Raw genomic sequence first — 18725 nt, 5'->3', positions numbered from 1 at the left:
TGCTTTTGGGATAGATAGTGGTTTGGCGATTACTATCAGATCAAATTCAGAGCATGTTTTCAAGTTTTATTCCTTAAGATCCAACCTATGAACTGTTGCTAGTTTTACGACTTAAAAAAGCTCATTGATCTTGTCAAATCACTCGATAAGCGAGAAAGTTGCTGCGCATCTTGTAACGTTGATTGAGCAGAGACGAGTGTATGATCTGCTAATGAACTTACTTCTTTCGAGTTGCTTAGTGCATGTGTTGTTGCATCAGACTGTTGCTTAACACGTTCTGCAATTACTTCACCTTGATGTTTTATATCACCCATACTAAGTTCAGCGCTTTGTAATACGGTATTTGTTTCTGTTGCGGCTTTTACAGATTGCTCCATTTTGCTAACGCTAGAACGCATTTTTTGTTGCGTATCGTCAGACGCTTGCTGTAAAGAACTAATAATTTGGTGAATTTCTTGAGTTTGAATTTGAGTACGCTGAGCAAGCGTCCTTACTTCATCGGCAACAACGGCAAAACCTCTACCATGCTCACCGGCTCTAGCTGCTTCAATGGCTGCATTAAGTGCGAGTAAATTTGTTTGATCGGCAATTTCGCTAATACCTTTACTTACTTTGCTGATTTCTTGGCTATCTTGGGCAAGTTTATCAAGAGCTTGTTGGCTTTCAGCAAATTCAATTTGTAGATCTTGCATATATTTAGCAAGCTCCATCGTATTGTCTGATCCTTGTTTAACATGTATAGCAGCATCTTGAGCCGTTATGGTCGCTTGATGAGCCGATTCTTCCACTGCGTGTGCACTTTGCGCCATATCACTTAATGAATTATGGATAGCATTTACAAGCGCTTGTTGTTTAGTAACATCATCACTTGTTTGACTGCTTGCGTGTGATAGTGATTTAGTTGCATCACAAAGCTCTACTGTACTTGCCTTTACATCAGATAGCAGATCAGAAAAAGCGTTAAGCAAAGCGTTATATTGCAATGCAATAATGCTCATTTCATCATTACCACTTGAGTGAAGCGTTGCTTTTAAATCACCGTTGGCAGCTTTATTAGCCGCTTCTGAAAACCGATTAATTGTATCAACTACGGCAAAGTAAAAACCGACCATTAAGTAAAAAGCAAAGGTTAAACTAAGTACTGAGGCTATTAAGACAATGTTACGAGTCCATTGTTGAGTTTGTAATTTGTTTTTTACTAAGGTTTCTAAAGTTGGAATACTTTTATTAATTAGAAGGCTTATATTATTATTTACGTTTTCAGTTAGTTGTGTAAATTCATTTTTATTTAATTCTATGTTGTCGGGTTCAAGTAGTTTTTTATCTATAGCATTTTTAAAGGTATATACCGCATTTTGTAATTGCTTTAAAAGAGGGTTAAGTTCTTTATGAACGGATTTTTCTGCTGTTATTGCTACATTTAAAGTGTTACTTAATTGCTCTTCATATAATGGTAGTGATTTACTTAAATTTGAGAGTGCGATAAATGTATCCGGTGTAAATCGGTTATTGGTAATTACCGTGTTTGCACTTTCAGTCGTTAAATTTATTTGCATCATTAATGCTGGAATTGGTGTGACGAGAGCGCGGTTAACATAAGCGCTGGCAAGTTGACTATCGAGTGCTAAGTTTGATTGAATAGAAATAAGCTCGAGTATATCGTCTGCCTGATTATCTTTTATTGTGAATCCTAATGTACGAGCTACTTTAATGTTTTGACCGTTTATTCCCTGCATTTGATTGTTAAATATAGCTTTGTAACCTTTTAAGCCTTGTTGCTGCATTTTTGAAACGTTAATGCTGTCACCCAGTAGTGACACTAAAAAAAATAAACTCAGAGCAAGAGGGAGTAGCAATATGCCAAACATGAGGCTTATTTTTGTTTTGTATTTTAAGTTTGCCATTAGCTTAATTGCAGGGGCAGTAAACTCTCTTAATCCTGACATTAGACTCTCTTTATTTTTATAATTGTAATAATAAATAGACCTGATTTTACTTAATTATTATTCATTTATATTACTTTACAAATAAAAAAAGCCCAGAAGGGCTTTTTTCAATCTTTAGTCTTAATTACGTTTATTAAAACAAGAGTTTAATAAACGTAAAAGTTAGATTTTTATAGTTTAGCGAAAGAACGCTCAGCTGCTGCAATTGTATCGTTAACTTCTTGCTCAGTGTGTGCAGCACATACAAAACCAGCTTCAAATGCCGATGGTGCAAGGTAAACACCTTCTTCAAGCATAAGGTGGAAAAAGCGTTTGAAGCGCTCTAGGTCGCATTCAGTTGCTTGCTTGTACGTTGTTACTTTTTCAGCATCAGTGAAAAAGAATCCATACATACCGCCAGCATAATTAGTCGTTAATGCAATACCTGCTTTTTTAGCGCCCGCTTCAAAGCCTTCACAAATAGCCTTCGAAATTGCCTCTAATTTATCGTGCAAGCCAGGCTCACTTAATAGTTCAAGTGATTTTAAACCAGCAGCCATTGCAATAGGGTTACCAGAAAGTGTACCAGCTTGGTAAACTGGTCCTACAGGGGCAATGTAATCCATTATTTCGGTTTTACCACCAAATGCGCCAACAGGCATGCCGCCGCCAATTACTTTACCTAAACACGTAAGGTCTGGTTTAATATTGTAATAAGCTTGTGCGCCGCCAAGTGCAACACGAAAACCCGTCATTACTTCATCAAAAATAAGTACTGACTTATATTCATCACATACATCACGCAAACCTTCTAAAAAGCCTGCTACCGGAGGAATGCAGTTCATGTTGCCTGCTACCGGCTCTACAATAATACAGGCAATTTCGTCTGCATATTTTGCAAAAATAGCTTTTACTTCATCTAGGTTATTAAACGATACCGTAAGTGTATGTTTAGCAAAGTCCTCAGGAATACCTGGAGAATTAGGTACGCCCATAGTTAGTGCACCAGAGCCGGCTTTAACTAATAAAGAGTCGGCATGACCATGGTAACAACCTTCAAACTTTAATATTTTATCGCGACCAGTAAAGCCACGTGCTAAGCGAATTGCACTCATCGTTGCTTCAGTGCCTGAGCTTACCATGCGCACTTTTTCGATTGATGGTACGAGTTCTTTTACTTTTTCAGCCATTAAAATTTCAGCTTCGGTTGGCGCACCGTAGCTAAGGCCATTTTCTACTGCGTCATGCACTGCTTTTTTAATCGCAGGGTGGTTGTGACCCATAATCATAGGGCCCCAAGAGCCAACATAATCAATATAACGATTACCATCGGCATCAAATGTAAACGCGCCTTCTGCTTTGGTTATAAAAAGTGGTGTGCCACCTACGCCGTTAAATGCACGTACTGGCGAATTTACGCCACCTGGAATAGACGCTTGAGCGCGTTCAAATAAGTCTTGGCTAATTGTCATGAAAAATCCTATTGTTTGTCACAAAAAAAGTGGGGTTAGCTATCGCGTTTACGGCTAAACCAAGGCACGTCTACTTCATACTTCTCGACTTTATTTTCTACACCGAGAGTTAAAGCAAACAGAGCCATTCGAATTAATACGCCATTTTGTACTTGGCGAAATATAGCTAAATTGTCATTCGCGTTTAAGTCATTATCAAGCTCATTGGCTTCAATACGACTGTCGCGTGGAAGCGGGTGCATAAGAATAGAGTTAGTTTTACAATGTTCGCTGTAAATAGACTGGCTTATTCTAAAACCACCACGGTATTTATTCGCTTCTTCTTGAGAAGGGAAGCGTTCTTCTTGTATGCGGGTTTGGTAAACGATATCGGCCGCTAAATTGCCTTCCATTTTGTTTACTAGTTCAATTTTATGACCCGCATTATCGACGGCATCTAAAATGTAATCGGGCATTTGTAAGCCATCGGGTGCAACCATCGAAAATTTTACATTTTTATAATGGCATAACAGTTTTGAAAGTGAATGTACCGTACGTCCGTATTTTAAATCGCCAACAAGGGCAATATGCATACCGTCGATATTTTGATCAAAACGACTTAACTCACGCTCAATTGTAAGCAAATCAAGCAAAGCTTGAGTTGGATGCTCATTTGGACCGTCACCCCCATTAATAACCGGTACTGTGCACCCTGTAGCAAATTCACTTACTGAACCTGAGTCAGGGTGGCGCATAGCTACCGCGTCAGCGTAGGCTGAAATAACACGTGCTGTATCGTATAACGATTCACCTTTAGCCAGTGCCGAACTTTGCATGCCTGTTGTTTCACGAACTAAACCACCAAGTAAATTAAAGGCTGTACCAAAACTTACTCGTGTGCGAGTACTTGGTTCAAAAAATAAGTTTGCTAAAATTGCACCTTCAAGTACGTTGGTACGCTTTTGTTTTTTTGCATAAGGCTCCATTTTTTTAGCGACTGCAAAAATACGTTCAATACAATCTCGGTCAAGTTGACCTACTGATAGTATATTTTCACCTTGGAAACTTAACATGGGATTATTCCTATTTATTCAAAAGGGCGCGATAACCCATAAAATGGGGCACGCAATCGCGCGTATTATAGCAAATATAAGGTATTCATTGGGCTGATTTACAAGCTTGGTTTTATCACCGCTAATGCAACAATAATAAGTAATGCAATAACGGGAAGCTCATTAAAAATACGGTAAAAGCGATCTGTTTTAGTGTTTCTGTCGTGTTTAAAATCAGCGAGTAATTTAAAACAGTAGCCGTGGTATAGGTATAAAATAATAACGAGTACGAGTTTATAATGTAGCCACATACTGTATCTAAACCAATCACGACCATATTCAACAATTGTTAATACACCAAAAACGGCTGTTAAAACGGCAAATGGAGTGACAAAGTAAAGTAGCCTGCGCTCCATTACTTTAAGCATAGAGTTGCAAGATCTCTCTTCACTCATTGCGTGATATACAAATAATCGTGGTAGGTAAAAAATGCCAGCAAACCAAGCAATCATAAAAAATATATGCAGAGTTTTATAAATTAATAATGCGCTCATAATGTTCTCGCCATTGTTTAAAGTAAGCTATTACGTATAGTCAAAATATTGTTTATTTGATCCCAGCGTAACAGCCCCATAATTTGTTGATCATCTAAAAGGTTATACACATACAATGCACCACTGCGTTTATCTTTTAAAATATCAAATGCATCAGCTAACGTAGCTTGGCTGCTTATTCCTTGCAAGTTTATGTAATTTAAATTAATTGCTTGATCAGACATTAAACTTAAATCATATTCGGCAAGCCTATAGCCATTCTCTTCGTCAAATACAATAAGTGGAGTTTGGCTGTCCATAGCATCAAGCGTGTTTTTTATTTGCTCTTTATCGTCTGAGTAAAGAAGTTTAAAGTCCTCATCCATATCATCCATTATCCCCACTTTTTGCAGTGCTTCTGTAGCAGGGGATACATGATAGGGTAAGTCTTGAAAATCAAGTTGCTGTAAAAATATAGAGCGGTTACCAAATACTTGTAATGCAGTTACATAAGCAGTTGTTATAACAATCATTGCTGGCACTATTATTTCTGGAGAAGAGGTTAATTCCATAACCGTAGTTAATGCAGCAAGTGGCGCATGTAAGGTAGCAGCCATTAATCCTGCCATACCTAAAACAGCGTAAGTTCCTGCTATATCTGTACCTGGGCTAATATATTGTGCGAAAAACGCCATAAGGGTGCCAACTAATACACCTAGCCCGATAACAGGACCAATTAAGCCACCAGGAATACCTAAACCAATCGCAAACAACGTGGCGAGTAATTTAGCAATTAAAATAGTCGTTAGTAGCTTTACGTTATCAGGTGATTCAACTGCAATGGTAATTGCACTCATACCAGAGCCCATAGCTTGTGGAACTGCATAAGCGATTACACTGGCAATGCAGCCTGCAATTAATAAACGAGGAAACATGCTTAAAGGTTTAAATGTTTTAATAATAAGCATTAAGTTTTGGTTAAAACTGTAAGCAATTGCACCTAATGCCATGCCACATAATATTAAGTATGGATAATGCCAACCACTTAACGGAGCAATAGTAATAAGTGCTAGCTCAGAGCCTTCACCAAAAACAAATTGTGTGGCAAGTGCACCAGTAACGGCAGCAAGCATAATAGGTACAAATATATGTACTTTATATTCCCTAAGTACCACTTCCATTACAAAAATAACGGCTGCAAGAGGGGTGTTAAATGAAGCGGCTATTCCTGCTGCAACACCGCAACCACTTAAGGTACGCATGGCATTATAAGGTAAGTGAAGTTTATTCGCTAAGAGGCTTGCGCCCGTTGCACCTAAGTGAACAGAAGGTCCTTCTCTACCAACCGAAAAACCACTAATGAGTGCTAATGCTCCACCAACAAACTGATTTACAGTGTTATAAAGAGGCATTTGTCCGTAATGGCGTTTAATTCGGTGAATAACAAAAGGTATACCTAAGCGGTAATGCTTAAAGCCTGTAAAGGCGGCAAAAGAAGCTATTAAAAATGCAGCAATGAGCGGCATTAATACACGTTCGAGTGTTGGCAGTGTAGTAAAGTCGTCAGGGGTTTCTAAAAATAAGCTTTGAAAAAATAAAATAGTTAAACGAAATAAAATAATAAAAAATGCAGCAATCAATCCGGCACTTACGCCTAATAGGCATAACTGTACAGATGTTTTAGGTTTTGCCAGTCGACGCCTGAGTTGCTCAAGCCACATGCGTTATTTCCTCGCCGTATTTTTCAGCGAGCAGTTTATCAAAAGCGAATCATTAAGTCCTTGCGATTTTGCAAAATTAGTAACTTATATTAACAATTTATATTTATGAGTAATTTCTATCGTTTAAAGGCTGTATTTTAAATGAATTTATACCTAATAAAGGAAATGTTAAACTAAATTAATACTAATCTAAGTTTATATTGCCTCAATGTTTTTTTTTATGAAACTATAGATATAACTTAGTGCAAAGAGTTGTTTTACTATACTTGATTAAAACACTCGGGTATTAGATAATCACGCCATTACGATATTGAGGGTTTTAAAATGTCTGAAGAATTACCAATAAAGTTCAGCGATGCAGCTGCTGTTCGTGTTAAACAGTTAATCGACGAAGAAGAAAATCCAGAACTAAAACTGCGTGTTTACGTAACAGGTGGCGGTTGTTCAGGTTTTCAATATGGTTTTACTTTTGATGAAAAAGCGAACCCAGGCGATTTAGAAATAGTGAAAAATGGCGTAACCTTAGTGGTTGACCCTATGAGCATTCAATATTTAGTTGATGGTGAGGTTGATTACACCGAGGGACTTGAGGGCGCGCGCTTTTTTGTTTCAAATCCAAACGCAACAACAACATGTGGTTGTGGTGCAAGCTTTAGCGTTTAAAAGTAACGACTAAAAATATTAGAGCCGCTTAAGCGGCTTTTTTAATGCCTAAAATTCACTAGGAGTAAATTCGGTTATTTGCATTATTAATACAAAAAATCCAAGCACAAAAACCGAAAAAGCTAAAATATACATAAATCCTTTTTTACCTTGCTTAATATGTACGCCATTTTTACGTAGAAAAAAATACCAGCCTAAACACAAAACAATAGGTAATAAAAAAAGCAATCTGAACATCATCTAACCTTCTTAGCATTAATTATTGTTTAATCATAAACGTGTAACATTAAAATGAAATAAATATTTATTAATATTTTTCATGTGAATGATGTGATTTTTTAATATTTTCTGATAACTTAGGTTGATTGTTCAGCGTTTATAAATGTTTGAGCATGATAAATCTGTACCGAGAATGTAATTAATTATTTAACCCATGTGTTAATAGTATATAATGTATCCAAGAATGAGACGGGCAAAATTTCATTCCCAAAAAAATCTATACCACATTATTAGCATTATTTTTGGCTATGTGGGTGGAGGTAAGTAGCAATACGTGCTTAATTAGCAAGTAGTTTTGCTATTTAAGTAAAGTAGTATCGCTACTTGCTTACCTACAGCTATTGATAGACTGCTACTTTAATTGGTATGTCAAATCATCTAGTAGGAGATGTAAAATGATGGGCAAGACCGTTTCTTCAGAAGAAAACGCAAAGTTAACAAAGTGGCTTAAAAGTAAGCGACATGAAAAAGGGCATACAATGCGCAGCCTAGCACAAGTGCTTGGTACACCTCATTCATTTATCGGCAAAATTGAGAATCAAGAACGCCGTTTAGATGTAATTGAATTTGTTCGTTATTGTACTGCGCTGGAAGCTGACCCGTATGAAGCTTTAAGTTTACTTAAAGTAGATTAACGATAAATTGCTTAGCTTACTTTGAGTAGCACTTAAAATATCTAAGCAATAAATTAATGCAGGGATGCATTAAATATTTTTATGATAATTTCTTTCAAGCTCGTATAGCTTATGCCTAATTAAATACAAAAACACCAGCGATGGTATGACCATTAATGCGGTAAGAATAAAGAATAACGACCAGTTACCATTTAACCAGTCGTCTATAACCACCCCACTGTAACTCGAAAGTAATGTTCTTCCTAAGTTCCCTAATGATGCTAATAAAGCGTAATGCGTTGCGCTAAATGCTCTGTCACATAGCATTGATATAAATGCCACCATAGCCACTAATGACCATGCTTGCGTAAATCCGTCAATAACTATAGCGAAGGCATATAGTCTTAAATCAGGACCCACTAAAGCAATCCATGAAAACACCAAGTTTGAAGCCGCCATTGCAATTCCGCTTATAAATAAGCCTTTAACAATGCCGTACTTTTGATTAAATAAGCTGCCAACAAAGGTAAATATAATAGTAAGTACCGCTGTACCAACTTTTGAAAATGTCGCAATGTCGCTATTACTAAAGCCAATTTCTTTATAAAAAACGATCGACATGCGACCTAAAAAAGCCTCACCTATTTTAAACAAGAAAATAAATGCAAGTAGTGCAAGTGCTGTCTTAACACCATTTTTAGCAAAAAAAGCTCTAAATGGATCAATTACTGTAACAGCAAGCCATGCTACTGTTTTTGTGACTGGGGTGTGTTTTGAAGAGGCTAGCTTTTCGAGATATACACGCTCTAGCTCAGCATGCACAACCTCTCTGTTAGACTTAGGCTCTTTAGCAAATAATACTCCACTCATTAGCAGCAGCATTACAGCAGCTAAAAAGTAATAAATTTGGGGCCAATCGAGCGAGGGGATATCAGCCATGTAAAATGGAATGGCGCCTAAAAGCGCATAACCTGTCCACCAACCAGAGGTTGCCATAGCGGCAGCTGCTGTTGCTTTATGAGATTCGTTTTCGCTTAAGGAGTCTATTCTAAATGCATCAATTGCTATATCTTGTGTTGCAGAAGCAATTGCTATTAATAAGCAAATTGCAGCGACAAGTGCTAAATTTTCTTTTAAATCAAGCCCCGCCAATAGCAGTACACCAATTAATATAAAGCTTTGGCAGAAGAGTATCCAACTACGGCGCTGACCTAATAGTTTGTATAAAAAAGGAAGTTTTGTACGATCAATTAAAGGCGACCACAAAAAGTTAATACTGTATGCACCAAATACAATGCCAAATAAGCCAATCATACTGCGGCTTAAACCTTCATCTTTAAGCCATGCAGACATCACTGAGCCAATGAGTACCCACGGAAATCCGCTGCTCATACCAAATATAAAAATATTGATTAAGCGTTTATCTTTAAAATAAGAAAAGTATTCACGGATTGAGAGTGTTCTGCTCATAGGGCCTTCATTGAGGGCGGGTGCAGTTTAACTGCACCTCATTAATTATAATGGTGTTTGCTCAAGCAATTTAATATTTAAAATAACAACGGGAGTTTTTGGTACAAAATCGTAGCCAATTTTTTCGTTAAAACCGGTTTCTACTGTCATAATTTTATCAAGTGTATCGTAGCCATCCATTACGTTACCAAATACAGCGAATCCCCAATCTTTACCTGGATTTAAATGATCGTTGTTGTCCATGTTAAAAAAGAACTGACGAGTTCCTGAGTGAGGTTGACGGTCTTGATAAGCCATGGCAATGCTGTACATATCATTTTTTAAACCATTGCCGCTTTCATTAAAAATAGGATCATTTTCATGTAAGCCATCATAGTCTTTATCGTACCCACCGCCTTGAATTACAAAGTCGCGGTCGTTTTCTACATCGCGTTCAATACGGTGAAAAACACTGCCTTGATAGCTTTTATCAGACACGTAAGTCAAAAAGTTATTAACCGTAATAGGTGCTTTCGAGCGATCAAGTTCGACCACAATACTCCCCATCGACGTTACAATTTCTACTCGCGGAAAAATATTATCTTTTTGTACAAAGCGGCCTTCTTGGGCTGCTAAGCTACTTACACTAAAAAATAAGCCTAAGCAGATTAAAAAAAGTCGTTTCATAGTTAACCTTCTAAAAATTCGATTAATTCAGGGTCAGATACAATGCGGGTAATTATTTGTTCAGTCAACTTATTGAGTTGGCCTTCTATTTTAGCTCTATCGTGACTAAAAGGGCCTTCTAAATTAGCACTACCTCTGTATATCTTACTAAAGTTGCTGTTAGAGCGAATAACCCTAATACCAAGCTCTATTTTGGCTTCACTCGTGTGGCTCATTAGTTTTTCGGTTACAACAGCTTGAAGCGCGTGGATATCTACTTCAAAGCGCACAGGCGCTAGGTTAGAAATACTGGCACCGTTTCTACTTAATGCACTGTCTAAAACGCTTTTAACTGACTCGGTAATACCTTGGCTTGCAAAGGTTTTAGTTTTATCAGATTCAATAAGCTTAAGAGTTGAAGTATCGCCACGTAAATCAATTACACTACTACTTAAACTCGTGTTTATTGAACTAATTTGACCACTTTTATAAACAGGGTTAAGTATTACTTGATTAGGTTGCTGAGCGCATGCAGATAATATAAATAATGTGCATAGGCTAAAAATAATTTTAATCATTATGTTCCTAATAGTTTTTAGTTGCGCTAAGTACTACAAACTTTTTGTTTGAACCTAGTAGCTTACAGTTACCAAACATACGATTTAGTTTATCGTGATAGTCTAAATGACGGTTTCCTATAATACGCAACTCACCGCCTTCCTTAAGTGTTTCTTTGGCTTGTTTAAACATTTGCCATGCAATGTGGTCTGTTACCGCTTGAGCTTGGTGAAATGGCGGGTTACATAAAACCATGTCTACACTGTCTTGAGTGAAATCGGTTAAACAATCGTTTTCGATAAACTGACAGTTATCAAACTGTTCAGGCATATTTTGTTCTACATTTAATCGTGCAGATTCAACCGCCATGTATGATTCATCAACAAACGTAACAGATGCTTTAGGACAGCGAGCAAGCGCCATTACGCCAACAACACCGTTACCACAGCCTAAATCGATTATACTAGTTTCTTTTTTAGTCTCTGGGAGGTAATTAAAAAAGAATCTCGCACCAATATCCAACGAATCACGCGAAAACACATTTGCATGGTTAGTTATATTAAATTCAGTGCCTTCTAGTTCCCAGCTCACAGGAAAGTCGGCTGCTTTATATCCGCCTTTAGCCGTGCTTAATATAAGGCGTGATTTTTTAACTGCTAAGCTTGTTTTAGTATCACCAATAAATTGCTCGAATGATTTTATTGTTGAATTATGAATTTCTTTTGTTTTACCTGCTGCAATGACTGGTGTGCCTGGTGCAAGTATTTCGCTTAATTCACTTAGCTGAAACTGTAAAAAACCTACGTTACGCGGTATTTTTATCAGAACTAAATCAACATCATTAGGCAATGCTGACAAGCTATCTATTTGGCTAAATTGCGCAGTAGATAGTTTGTTTATTTGTAAGTTATACGCCACAGCTTGGTGGCTAATATAAGAATCATTAACTGAACAAACCGTTAATTGATTAAAACTACAAGCAAGTGCACCAAAGCTATCGTTTAAAATAAGCAGTGAGCGACAATCTGGGTGATGTTCGTTAACATAATTGATAAGGTACTCATCTGCTGAATCCCACGCTTGTAAACTGCGGTTTTTTTGATCCAAAGGAAAGCGTTCAAGAGTAAAGGTTTTATCGCCTAGCTGGGCTTGCGTCGTCATAATGGTTTTTTGATCAGTAAACTAATAATGTAGGTAAATTCTAACATGCAACGGCAAAACGCCAACCCCCAACAGTTACCAAATGGCTTTTCTTATCAAAGTAGGGCACTTAGCGCACAAAAAAGCCTCGATTTATTTTATTATTTGCAAAAAAATCTAATTTGGCAGCAGCCAAACGTAACGGTTTATTCTAAAACAGGTCCAATACCGCGGCTACAATGTTTTATTAGTGAGCATAATATTGAAGATGGCTACTCTCACAGTAAATTAATAGTAGAGCCTTGGCCTGATATTTTATTGGCAATGCGAAAGCGATTAGAGAAGCATTTAAATCAACCATTAAACTCTTTACTCGTTAATTACTACAGAGATGGCAACGATACAATGGGCTGGCACAGTGACGACGAAATAGAGCTTGGTCATCAACCTACAATAATTTGCATATCGCTTGGGGCTGAGCGCGTTTTAAAACTTAAGCAAAAATCTACAAATAAAGTAACGGATTTAAAGTTGCAAAGTGGTAGCTGTTTAATAATGAGTGGCGACAGTCAGCGCGATTACCAACATGCAATACCAAAGCAAACTACATTAGCTCATCCGAGAATAAGTTTAACGTTTAGGTATATTAAGCAAGTTACGCAACGATAATTTTAGTTAGCCAACAGGCTTAGCTACTTGTTATGATAACTATATAAATTAGCTACAAAAATGGTTTTATGTCAATGCAGCAACAAATTCAAGAAAAAATCAGTAATGCTATAGCTTGTAAGCATTTAAATGTAATCAACGAAAGCCACATGCACAGCAAAGGCACTGAGTCACATTTTAAAGTAATTGTAGTAAGTGAAGAATTTGCAGGTAAACGCCTTTTACAACGTCATCGTGAAATCAATGAAATTTTAAAAGATGAGTTAGCAAATCATATTCATGCATTAGCAATCCATACTTATACACCTGATGAATTTACTGAGCAGGGCGGTGAAGCACCTGATTCACCAAATTGTTTAGGTGGATCTAAGTAAGTCTAAGCAGATAGTTAATTTATAAGAATTTGATCAGCTTTAGCATTCACTATTAACTGATCAGATCAGTGTTTTTAGTATTAGCCTTTAAACTAGCGCTAATTTTTATTGTAAAGATATAGGATCATCAATGGTCATTAAGCCTAAAATTCGTGGATTTATCTGTACCAACGCACACCCAGTGGGCTGTAGCGAGCATGTTCAAGAACAAATTAACTATGTAAAACAGCAAGGCGCATTAAAAAATGCACCAAAGAATGTATTAGTTATTGGCGCATCTACAGGCTACGGTCTTGCTTCGCGTATTACAGCCGCATTTGGTGGTGGAGCTAAAACGTTAGGTATTTTCTTTGAAAAAGAAGGCACTGAGCGTAAAACGGGTTCTGCTGGTTGGTATAATACCGCAGCATTTCAAGAAGCTGCTGATGAAGCGGGTCTTTGGTCTAAAAATATTAATGGCGATGCGTTTTCAAACGAAATAAAGCAAAAAGCTATTGATACTATTAAAGCCGATTTAGGCAAAGTAGATTTAATTATATATAGTTTGGCATCACCGCGTCGTACCGATCCTAATACAGGTGAAGTTTTCTCTTCTACGTTAAAGCCAATTGGCAACGCCGTTACAACTAAAAACCTTAACACGTCAAAACGTGAAATTGATGAAATTACAGTTGAAGCAGCAAATCAAGACGATATCGATAACACTATTAAAGTTATGGGTGGCGAAGATTGGGAAATGTGGATTGACGCATTAAAAGAAGCGGATGTATTAGCTGATAACTTTAAAACCACTGCCTACACGTATATCGGCAAAGAGTTAACATGGCCAATATACGGACATGCAACTATCGGTAAAGCAAAAGAAGATTTAGACCGCGCAACTGCTGCAATTAAAGAATCTACAAAAGACTTAAATGGCGAAGCGTATGTGTCGTCACTTAACGCAGTAGTAACGCAAGCAAGCTCAGCTATCCCGATTATGCCTTTATATATCTCTGCATTATTTAAAGTAATGAAGGCTGATGGAACTTATGAAGGCACTATTGAGCAAATTCAGGCTCTATTTAGTGAAAACTTGTATGGTGATACGCCACGTTTTGATGACGGCGGTCATTTATTCCAAAACTATAAAGAATTAGAAGACGACGTTCAAGCGCGTGTTCAAGCAGTTTGGGATAAAGTAGATACAAGCAGTATTGATGAGTTAACAGATTATGTTGGTTACCATAACGAGTTTTTACGTTTGTTTGGTTTTGGCATCGATAGTGTAGATTATGACCAAGATGTAGATTCGGTTAAAGCAATTGCAAATATGATTGATTAATCTTTTCTAAAATATGTAATTAAAAAGTCGCCTAGTGCGACTTTTTTTTGTTTTTTAGGTTTATTAATAAATTGTAATGAAAAACAGTAATCGTTGCCTAAGCTACCACTTTGGTCTAACTTAAATTTTATTAAATGCACTTAACAAATCCAAATAAGCATATCTCTCGTATAATTTTCATAAATACACTCGCATAGTCACCCACAATGGTGTTAAAATTGAGGCAATATGTGAAGAGTTTTTACTGCGTTGCTTGTTTGGTATTCATAGCGAGTTGTTCTTTTATACATTGAAATAACTTGGAATAGCTAAATGGCGACGTGGTTGGTACGATTTTTCAGTTTCTTTCCGTTAATGTAGTGCAAGTGCGTATGATCAACATAAAAAAAGGTCTGGATTTACCCATAGAGGGCGCACCTCAGCAAGTTATTCACGACGGTTCTCCCGTCAAACGTGTAGCTGTGCTAGGTGAAGAGTTTATTGGTATGCGTCCAACCATGCATATCCGTATGGATGACCAAGTTAAAAAAGGCCAGGTACTTTTTGAAGATAAAAAGAACCCAGGCGTCCTATTTACCGCACCAGCTTCTGGTGTTGTAAAAGAAATAAATCGTGGTGCTAAACGTGTGCTGCAATCTGTTGTTATTGAAGTAAACGGCAGTGAGCAAATCACCTTTGACTCTTTCTCTGAAACTGAGCTTACAAGCTTAGATCGTGAAAAAGCCAAAGAAGTACTTATACAATCTGGTCAATGGACAGCACTTCGTGCTCGCCCGTTTAGCAAAGTAGCGGCTGTGGATGCAAATCCTAGTTCTATTTTTGTGACCGCAACCGACACAAATCCTCTTGCTGCAGATCCTGCGGTAATTATTGCCGAAAATGCGCAAGCATTCGAAGCAGGTTTAGCTGTTGTTTCGCGTTTGACCGATGGTAAGGTATTTGTTTGTAAGCGAGCTGGCAGTAAAATCCCTAGTTCATCTATAGCTCAAGTAGAAGTACATGAGTTTAGTGGTGTACATCCGGCTGGCCTTGTAGGCACTCATATCCATAATCTTGACCCTGTATCTGTTAGCAAGCAAGTTTGGCATATTGGTTACCAAGACGTTATTGCGTATGGTCACTTATTCCTTACTGGTGAGATTTACACGACTCGTGTTATTTCGCTTGCAGGTCCACGTGTTAAAAACCCTCGTTTAGTGAAAACACAATTAGGTGCTTCATTGGATGATTTAGTGGCTGGTGAATTAGAAGACGGTGATAACCGTGTTATTTCTGGTTCGGTATTATCAGGCTCTACTTCAAACGGTGTTCATGCATTCTTAGGTCGTTACCACGTTCAAGTTTCAGTATTGCTTGAAGGTCGCGAAAAAGAATTGTTTGGCTGGATTGCACCAGGTAGTGATAAATTTTCTGTAACGCGTTCATTCCTTTCTCACCTTGCGCCAAGTCGTTTATTTAAAATGACAACGTCAACAGGTGGTTCAAAACGTGCCATGGTACCAATTGGTAGCTACGAGCGCGTAATGCCGTTAGATATTTTGCCGACACTATTATTACGTGACTTAATTTCACGCGATTTAGACAGTGCAATTTCATTAGGCGCGCTTGAACTTGATGAAGAAGATTTAGCGTTATGTACCTTCGTTTGTCCTGGCAAATACGAGTATGGTTCTATCCTGCGCGATTGCTTATCAACGATCGAGAAGGAAGGCTAGAGAGATGGGTTTAAAAAAATATCTTGAAGATATCGAGCCGAATTTTGAAGCCGGTGGTAAATATGAAAAGTTTTATGCACTGTATGAAGCAGCTGCAACTATTTTTTATACACCTGGCTACGTAAATAAAGGCGCGACACACGTACGCGATAACATCGACCTAAAACGCATGATGATTTTAGTGTGGATGGCGACGTTTCCAGCTATGTTTTTTGGTATGTTCAATATTGGTCATCAGGCCGCTGGTGCATTAGCACAAGGTTTTGAACTAGCTAATTCTTGGCAGGTTGGTTTGTTCCAGTTATTAGGTGGTGTTTTAACACCTGATGCAGGCTGGGGCGCTAAAATGTTTTATGGAGCGTGTTTCTTCCTACCAATTTACGCAGTAACGTTTGCTGTGGGTGGTTTTTGGGAAGTTATTTTTGCTTCAGTGCGTAAACATGAAATTAATGAAGGTTTCTTCGTTACTTCTGTATTATTCGCACTTATTTTGCCTGCAACAATTCCTTTATGGCAAGTTGCGCTTGGTATTACGTTTGGTGTTGTTATTGCTAAAGAAATCTTTGGTGGTACGGGACGTAACTTCTTAAACCCAGCTTTAGCCGGTCGTGCGTTTTTATTCTTCGCATACCCAGCTCAAATCTCGGGTGATACAGTATGGACAGCAGTAGATTCGTTCTCTGGTGCAACTATGCTAGGTCAAGCATTTGCTGGCACACTTGATTTTGCAAACATGGAATTATGGTGGAATGCGTTTTACGGTTTCATTCAAGGTTCTGTAGGTGAAACATCTACACTTGCATTATTAGTAGGTGGTTTATTCTTAATCTACGTTCGTATTGCTTCTTGGCGCATTGTACTAGGTGTATTCCTAGGTATGGTAGCAACTGCTTTTTTATTAAATGCTGTAGGCTCAGAAACTAACCCTGTATTTGCAATGCCTTGGTATTGGCATTTAGTACTTGGTGGTTTTGCGTTTGGTATGTTCTTTATGGCTACTGACCCTGTATCGGCTGCATTTACTAACAAAGGTAAATTAGCATATGGTCTATTAATTGGCTTTATGGTGGTTATGATCCGTGTTGTGAACCCTGCTTTCCCAGAAGGCATGATGCTAGCAATCTTATTTGCTAACTTATTCGCACCATTATTCGATCACTTTGTTGTGCAAGCTAATATTAAGCGGAGGTTGGCACGTAATGTCTAGTAATAACGAATCAATCGGTAAAACGTTATCAGTTGTTGTAGCGCTATGTTTAGTGTGTGCAATCATTGTATCGTTTGCTTCTGTACAGCTTCGTCCTTTACAGCAAGCAAATAAAGAAAAAGATATTCAAAGTAATATCCTATCTGCAGCGGGTATCGAAAAAGTAGAAAATGTATCTGATACATTTAACGCTAAAATCGAAGCACGTGTTGTAAATATGACTACAGGTGAGTTTGTAGATACAGACCCAACAATCTTTGACTTTGAAAAAAGCAAATATGATGCAGCGCTAAGTGTTTCTCTTAAAGAGAAAGGCGTTAAAGATATTGCTGGTATTCAACGTGTGACTAAAGAGTCGCCGGTGTATATCTCTAAAAAAGAAGATGGCTCTATTGATGCAATCATTCTTCCTATCCAAGGCTATGGCTTATGGGGCTTAATGTACGGTTTTATCTCGCTTGAAAGCGATGGTGAAACAGTTAAGAGCATTATTTTTTACAAGCATAATGAAACTCCTGGTTTAGGTGGCGAAATCCAAAATCCACAGTGGACTGCAACATGGGAAGGTAAAGAACTTCCAATTCAAATTGTTAAAGGTACTGCGGGTAATGATGAGCATAAGATCGATGGTCTTTCAGGTGCTACATTAACGTCTAACGGTGTTGATCATGCAGTTGATTTTTGGACTGGCGAAAATGGCTTTGGCCCTTTCCTTGCGAAAGTACGTAAAGGAGCGTTGAAATAATGGCTGATACTAAAGAAATGAAGGCGGTCCTATTTGGTCCGGTTTTAGCTAACAACCCAATCGCATTACAAGTACTTGGTATTTGTTCTGCGCTAGCGGTAACGTCTAGCTTAAAAAATGCATTAATAATGTCAATTGCTTTGACATTGGTTACCGCGTTTTCTAGCTTCTTTATCTCGCTAATACGTAACCAGATCCCATCGTCAGTGCGTATCATCGTACAAATGACGATTATTGCATCATTAGTAATTGTTGTTGACCAAGTACTACAAGCGTTTTCTTATGCTACGGCAAAAGAGCTTTCGGTATTCGTTGGTCTAATTATTACGAACTGTATTGTAATGGGTCGTGCTGAAGCATATGCGATGAAGTCGCCACCAATCATGTCATTCCTTGATGGTATTGGTAATGGTTTAGGCTACTCTGTTGTTTTACTTACTGTTGGTTTCATTCGTGAACTGTTCGGTAAAGGAACACTATTCGGTGTTGATATTATCCCATTAGTACAAGATGGTGGTTGGTATCAACCTATGGGTCTATTAATATTACCACCGAGTGCATTCTTCATCATTGGTTTATTCATATGGGTACTTCGTACTTATAAGAAAGACCAAGTAGAAGCTAAAGCGTAAGGGGCACA

General features: G+C 37.8%; 19 protein-coding genes. 9 read left to right on the top strand and 10 right to left on the bottom strand.

The features are described from left to right. Window positions 1-104: 104 nt before the first annotated feature. The 5 genes from GQR56_RS16070 to GQR56_RS16050 all read right to left on the bottom strand — a co-directional run bounded on the left by GQR56_RS16070 (window position 105) and on the right by GQR56_RS16050 (window position 6682). Entirely contained in the window at window positions 105-1946 is a 1842-nt protein-coding gene (locus tag GQR56_RS16070) for a methyl-accepting chemotaxis protein (protein ID WP_166113268.1), read from the bottom strand. A 170-nt stretch (window positions 1947-2116) separates the two neighbouring features. After that, complete coding sequence (gene hemL / locus GQR56_RS16065) at window positions 2117-3397, bottom strand: glutamate-1-semialdehyde 2,1-aminomutase (protein WP_166113265.1); 1281 nt, start codon at window positions 3395-3397, stop codon at window positions 2117-2119. Between the two features lie 35 nt (window positions 3398-3432). Beyond that, window positions 3433-4449: an aspartate carbamoyltransferase gene (locus tag GQR56_RS16060; RefSeq protein ID WP_024611927.1), complete on the bottom strand. Its 1017-nt coding sequence runs from the start codon at window positions 4447-4449 to the stop codon at window positions 3433-3435. A 98-nt stretch (window positions 4450-4547) separates the two neighbouring features. Then, window positions 4548-4982, bottom strand: a complete 435-nt coding sequence (locus GQR56_RS16055) for a CopD family protein (RefSeq protein WP_024611928.1) — start codon at window positions 4980-4982, stop codon at window positions 4548-4550. A gap of 17 nt (window positions 4983-4999) precedes the next feature. Beyond that, window positions 5000-6682: a chloride channel protein gene (locus tag GQR56_RS16050; protein ID WP_024611929.1), complete on the bottom strand. Its 1683-nt coding sequence runs from the start codon at window positions 6680-6682 to the stop codon at window positions 5000-5002. Between the two features lie 324 nt (window positions 6683-7006). Here GQR56_RS16050 and erpA point away from each other — a divergent pair, with 324 nt between their 5' ends. Beyond that, a complete protein-coding gene (gene erpA / locus GQR56_RS16045; RefSeq protein WP_007376119.1) occupies window positions 7007-7345 on the top strand; it encodes an iron-sulfur cluster insertion protein ErpA in 339 nt (112 codons plus the stop codon). A 48-nt stretch (window positions 7346-7393) separates the two neighbouring features. Here the strand turns inward: erpA and GQR56_RS21535 are convergent, their stop codons facing one another. Then, window positions 7394-7582, bottom strand: a complete 189-nt coding sequence (locus tag GQR56_RS21535) for a hypothetical protein (protein WP_166113261.1) — start codon at window positions 7580-7582, stop codon at window positions 7394-7396. A 437-nt stretch (window positions 7583-8019) separates the two neighbouring features. Between GQR56_RS21535 and GQR56_RS16035 the strand changes: the two genes are divergently transcribed. After that, window positions 8020-8259: a helix-turn-helix transcriptional regulator gene (locus GQR56_RS16035; RefSeq protein ID WP_024612650.1), complete on the top strand. Its 240-nt coding sequence runs from the start codon at window positions 8020-8022 to the stop codon at window positions 8257-8259. A gap of 69 nt (window positions 8260-8328) precedes the next feature. Here the strand turns inward: GQR56_RS16035 and GQR56_RS16030 are convergent, their stop codons facing one another. From GQR56_RS16030 to GQR56_RS16015, 4 genes are read right to left on the bottom strand one after another with little or no spacing between them, the layout of a single operon-like run. Further along, window positions 8329-9708, bottom strand: a complete 1380-nt coding sequence (locus GQR56_RS16030) for an MFS transporter (protein WP_166113257.1) — start codon at window positions 9706-9708, stop codon at window positions 8329-8331. 45 nt (window positions 9709-9753) lie between these two features. Next, window positions 9754-10374: a peptidylprolyl isomerase gene (locus tag GQR56_RS16025; protein WP_024612648.1), complete on the bottom strand. Its 621-nt coding sequence runs from the start codon at window positions 10372-10374 to the stop codon at window positions 9754-9756. 2 nt (window positions 10375-10376) lie between these two features. Beyond that, window positions 10377-10931, bottom strand: a complete 555-nt coding sequence (locus GQR56_RS16020) for a YajG family lipoprotein (protein WP_166113254.1) — start codon at window positions 10929-10931, stop codon at window positions 10377-10379. A 7-nt stretch (window positions 10932-10938) separates the two neighbouring features. Continuing rightward, complete coding sequence (locus GQR56_RS16015; protein ID WP_166113251.1) at window positions 10939-12072, bottom strand: methyltransferase; 1134 nt, start codon at window positions 12070-12072, stop codon at window positions 10939-10941. 45 nt (window positions 12073-12117) lie between these two features. Between GQR56_RS16015 and GQR56_RS16010 the strand changes: the two genes are divergently transcribed. From GQR56_RS16010 to GQR56_RS15980, 7 genes are all read left to right on the top strand, one after another. After that, window positions 12118-12720 (top strand): alpha-ketoglutarate-dependent dioxygenase AlkB, encoded by a 603-nt coding sequence (locus GQR56_RS16010; RefSeq protein ID WP_166113248.1) that lies wholly within the window; start codon window positions 12118-12120, stop codon window positions 12718-12720. Window positions 12721-12788: 68 nt separating this feature from the next. Continuing rightward, window positions 12789-13094 (top strand): BolA family protein, encoded by a 306-nt coding sequence (locus GQR56_RS16005; RefSeq protein WP_024612644.1) that lies wholly within the window; start codon window positions 12789-12791, stop codon window positions 13092-13094. A 130-nt stretch (window positions 13095-13224) separates the two neighbouring features. Then, window positions 13225-14418 (top strand): enoyl-ACP reductase FabV, encoded by a 1194-nt coding sequence (gene fabV / locus GQR56_RS16000; protein WP_166113245.1) that lies wholly within the window; start codon window positions 13225-13227, stop codon window positions 14416-14418. 371 nt (window positions 14419-14789) lie between these two features. Further along, a complete protein-coding gene (locus GQR56_RS15995; protein ID WP_024612642.1) occupies window positions 14790-16133 on the top strand; it encodes a Na(+)-translocating NADH-quinone reductase subunit A in 1344 nt (447 codons plus the stop codon). Between the two features lie 4 nt (window positions 16134-16137). Further along, window positions 16138-17340 (top strand): NADH:ubiquinone reductase (Na(+)-transporting) subunit B, encoded by a 1203-nt coding sequence (locus GQR56_RS15990; protein WP_024612641.1) that lies wholly within the window; start codon window positions 16138-16140, stop codon window positions 17338-17340. Continuing rightward, entirely contained in the window at window positions 17333-18085 is a 753-nt protein-coding gene (locus GQR56_RS15985) for a Na(+)-translocating NADH-quinone reductase subunit C (protein ID WP_024612640.1), read from the top strand. The genes GQR56_RS15990 and GQR56_RS15985 overlap by 8 nt, the downstream gene beginning before the upstream one ends. Next, the gene (locus GQR56_RS15980) at window positions 18085-18717 is read left to right on the top strand and encodes an NADH:ubiquinone reductase (Na(+)-transporting) subunit D (RefSeq protein ID WP_008169732.1); all 633 of its coding nucleotides are present in this window, start codon (window positions 18085-18087) and stop codon (window positions 18715-18717) included. The genes GQR56_RS15985 and GQR56_RS15980 overlap by 1 nt, the downstream gene beginning before the upstream one ends. The last annotated feature ends 8 nt before the right edge of the window (window positions 18718-18725 follow it).

It is taken from the genome of Pseudoalteromonas sp. Z9A5 (genome assembly GCF_011378875.1).
Taxonomy (GTDB): Bacteria; Pseudomonadota; Gammaproteobacteria; order Enterobacterales; family Alteromonadaceae; genus Pseudoalteromonas.
Note: the sequence above shows the minus strand (reverse complement) of the source record. Positions and strands in the feature narration are given on the sequence as shown.

Coding starts and splice junctions, on each gene's coding strand:
- GQR56_RS16070 (WP_166113268.1), bottom strand. CDS start 1,946: ATGTCAGGATTAAGAGAGTTTACTGCCCCTGCAATTAAGCTAATGGCA.
- hemL (WP_166113265.1), bottom strand. CDS start 3,397: ATGACAATTAGCCAAGACTTATTTGAACGCGCTCAAGCGTCTATTCCA.
- GQR56_RS16060 (WP_024611927.1), bottom strand. CDS start 4,449: ATGTTAAGTTTCCAAGGTGAAAATATACTATCAGTAGGTCAACTTGAC.
- GQR56_RS16055 (WP_024611928.1), bottom strand. CDS start 4,982: ATGAGCGCATTATTAATTTATAAAACTCTGCATATATTTTTTATGATT.
- GQR56_RS16050 (WP_024611929.1), bottom strand. CDS start 6,682: ATGTGGCTTGAGCAACTCAGGCGTCGACTGGCAAAACCTAAAACATCT.
- erpA (WP_007376119.1), top strand. CDS start 7,007: ATGTCTGAAGAATTACCAATAAAGTTCAGCGATGCAGCTGCTGTTCGT.
- GQR56_RS21535 (WP_166113261.1), bottom strand. CDS start 7,582: ATGTTCAGATTGCTTTTTTTATTACCTATTGTTTTGTGTTTAGGCTGG.
- GQR56_RS16035 (WP_024612650.1), top strand. CDS start 8,020: ATGATGGGCAAGACCGTTTCTTCAGAAGAAAACGCAAAGTTAACAAAG.
- GQR56_RS16030 (WP_166113257.1), bottom strand. CDS start 9,708: ATGAGCAGAACACTCTCAATCCGTGAATACTTTTCTTATTTTAAAGAT.
- GQR56_RS16025 (WP_024612648.1), bottom strand. CDS start 10,374: ATGAAACGACTTTTTTTAATCTGCTTAGGCTTATTTTTTAGTGTAAGT.
- GQR56_RS16020 (WP_166113254.1), bottom strand. CDS start 10,931: ATGATTAAAATTATTTTTAGCCTATGCACATTATTTATATTATCTGCA.
- GQR56_RS16015 (WP_166113251.1), bottom strand. CDS start 12,072: ATGACGACGCAAGCCCAGCTAGGCGATAAAACCTTTACTCTTGAACGC.
- GQR56_RS16010 (WP_166113248.1), top strand. CDS start 12,118: ATGCAACGGCAAAACGCCAACCCCCAACAGTTACCAAATGGCTTTTCT.
- GQR56_RS16005 (WP_024612644.1), top strand. CDS start 12,789: ATGTCAATGCAGCAACAAATTCAAGAAAAAATCAGTAATGCTATAGCT.
- fabV (WP_166113245.1), top strand. CDS start 13,225: ATGGTCATTAAGCCTAAAATTCGTGGATTTATCTGTACCAACGCACAC.
- GQR56_RS15995 (WP_024612642.1), top strand. CDS start 14,790: ATGATCAACATAAAAAAAGGTCTGGATTTACCCATAGAGGGCGCACCT.
- GQR56_RS15990 (WP_024612641.1), top strand. CDS start 16,138: ATGGGTTTAAAAAAATATCTTGAAGATATCGAGCCGAATTTTGAAGCC.
- GQR56_RS15985 (WP_024612640.1), top strand. CDS start 17,333: ATGTCTAGTAATAACGAATCAATCGGTAAAACGTTATCAGTTGTTGTA.
- GQR56_RS15980 (WP_008169732.1), top strand. CDS start 18,085: ATGGCTGATACTAAAGAAATGAAGGCGGTCCTATTTGGTCCGGTTTTA.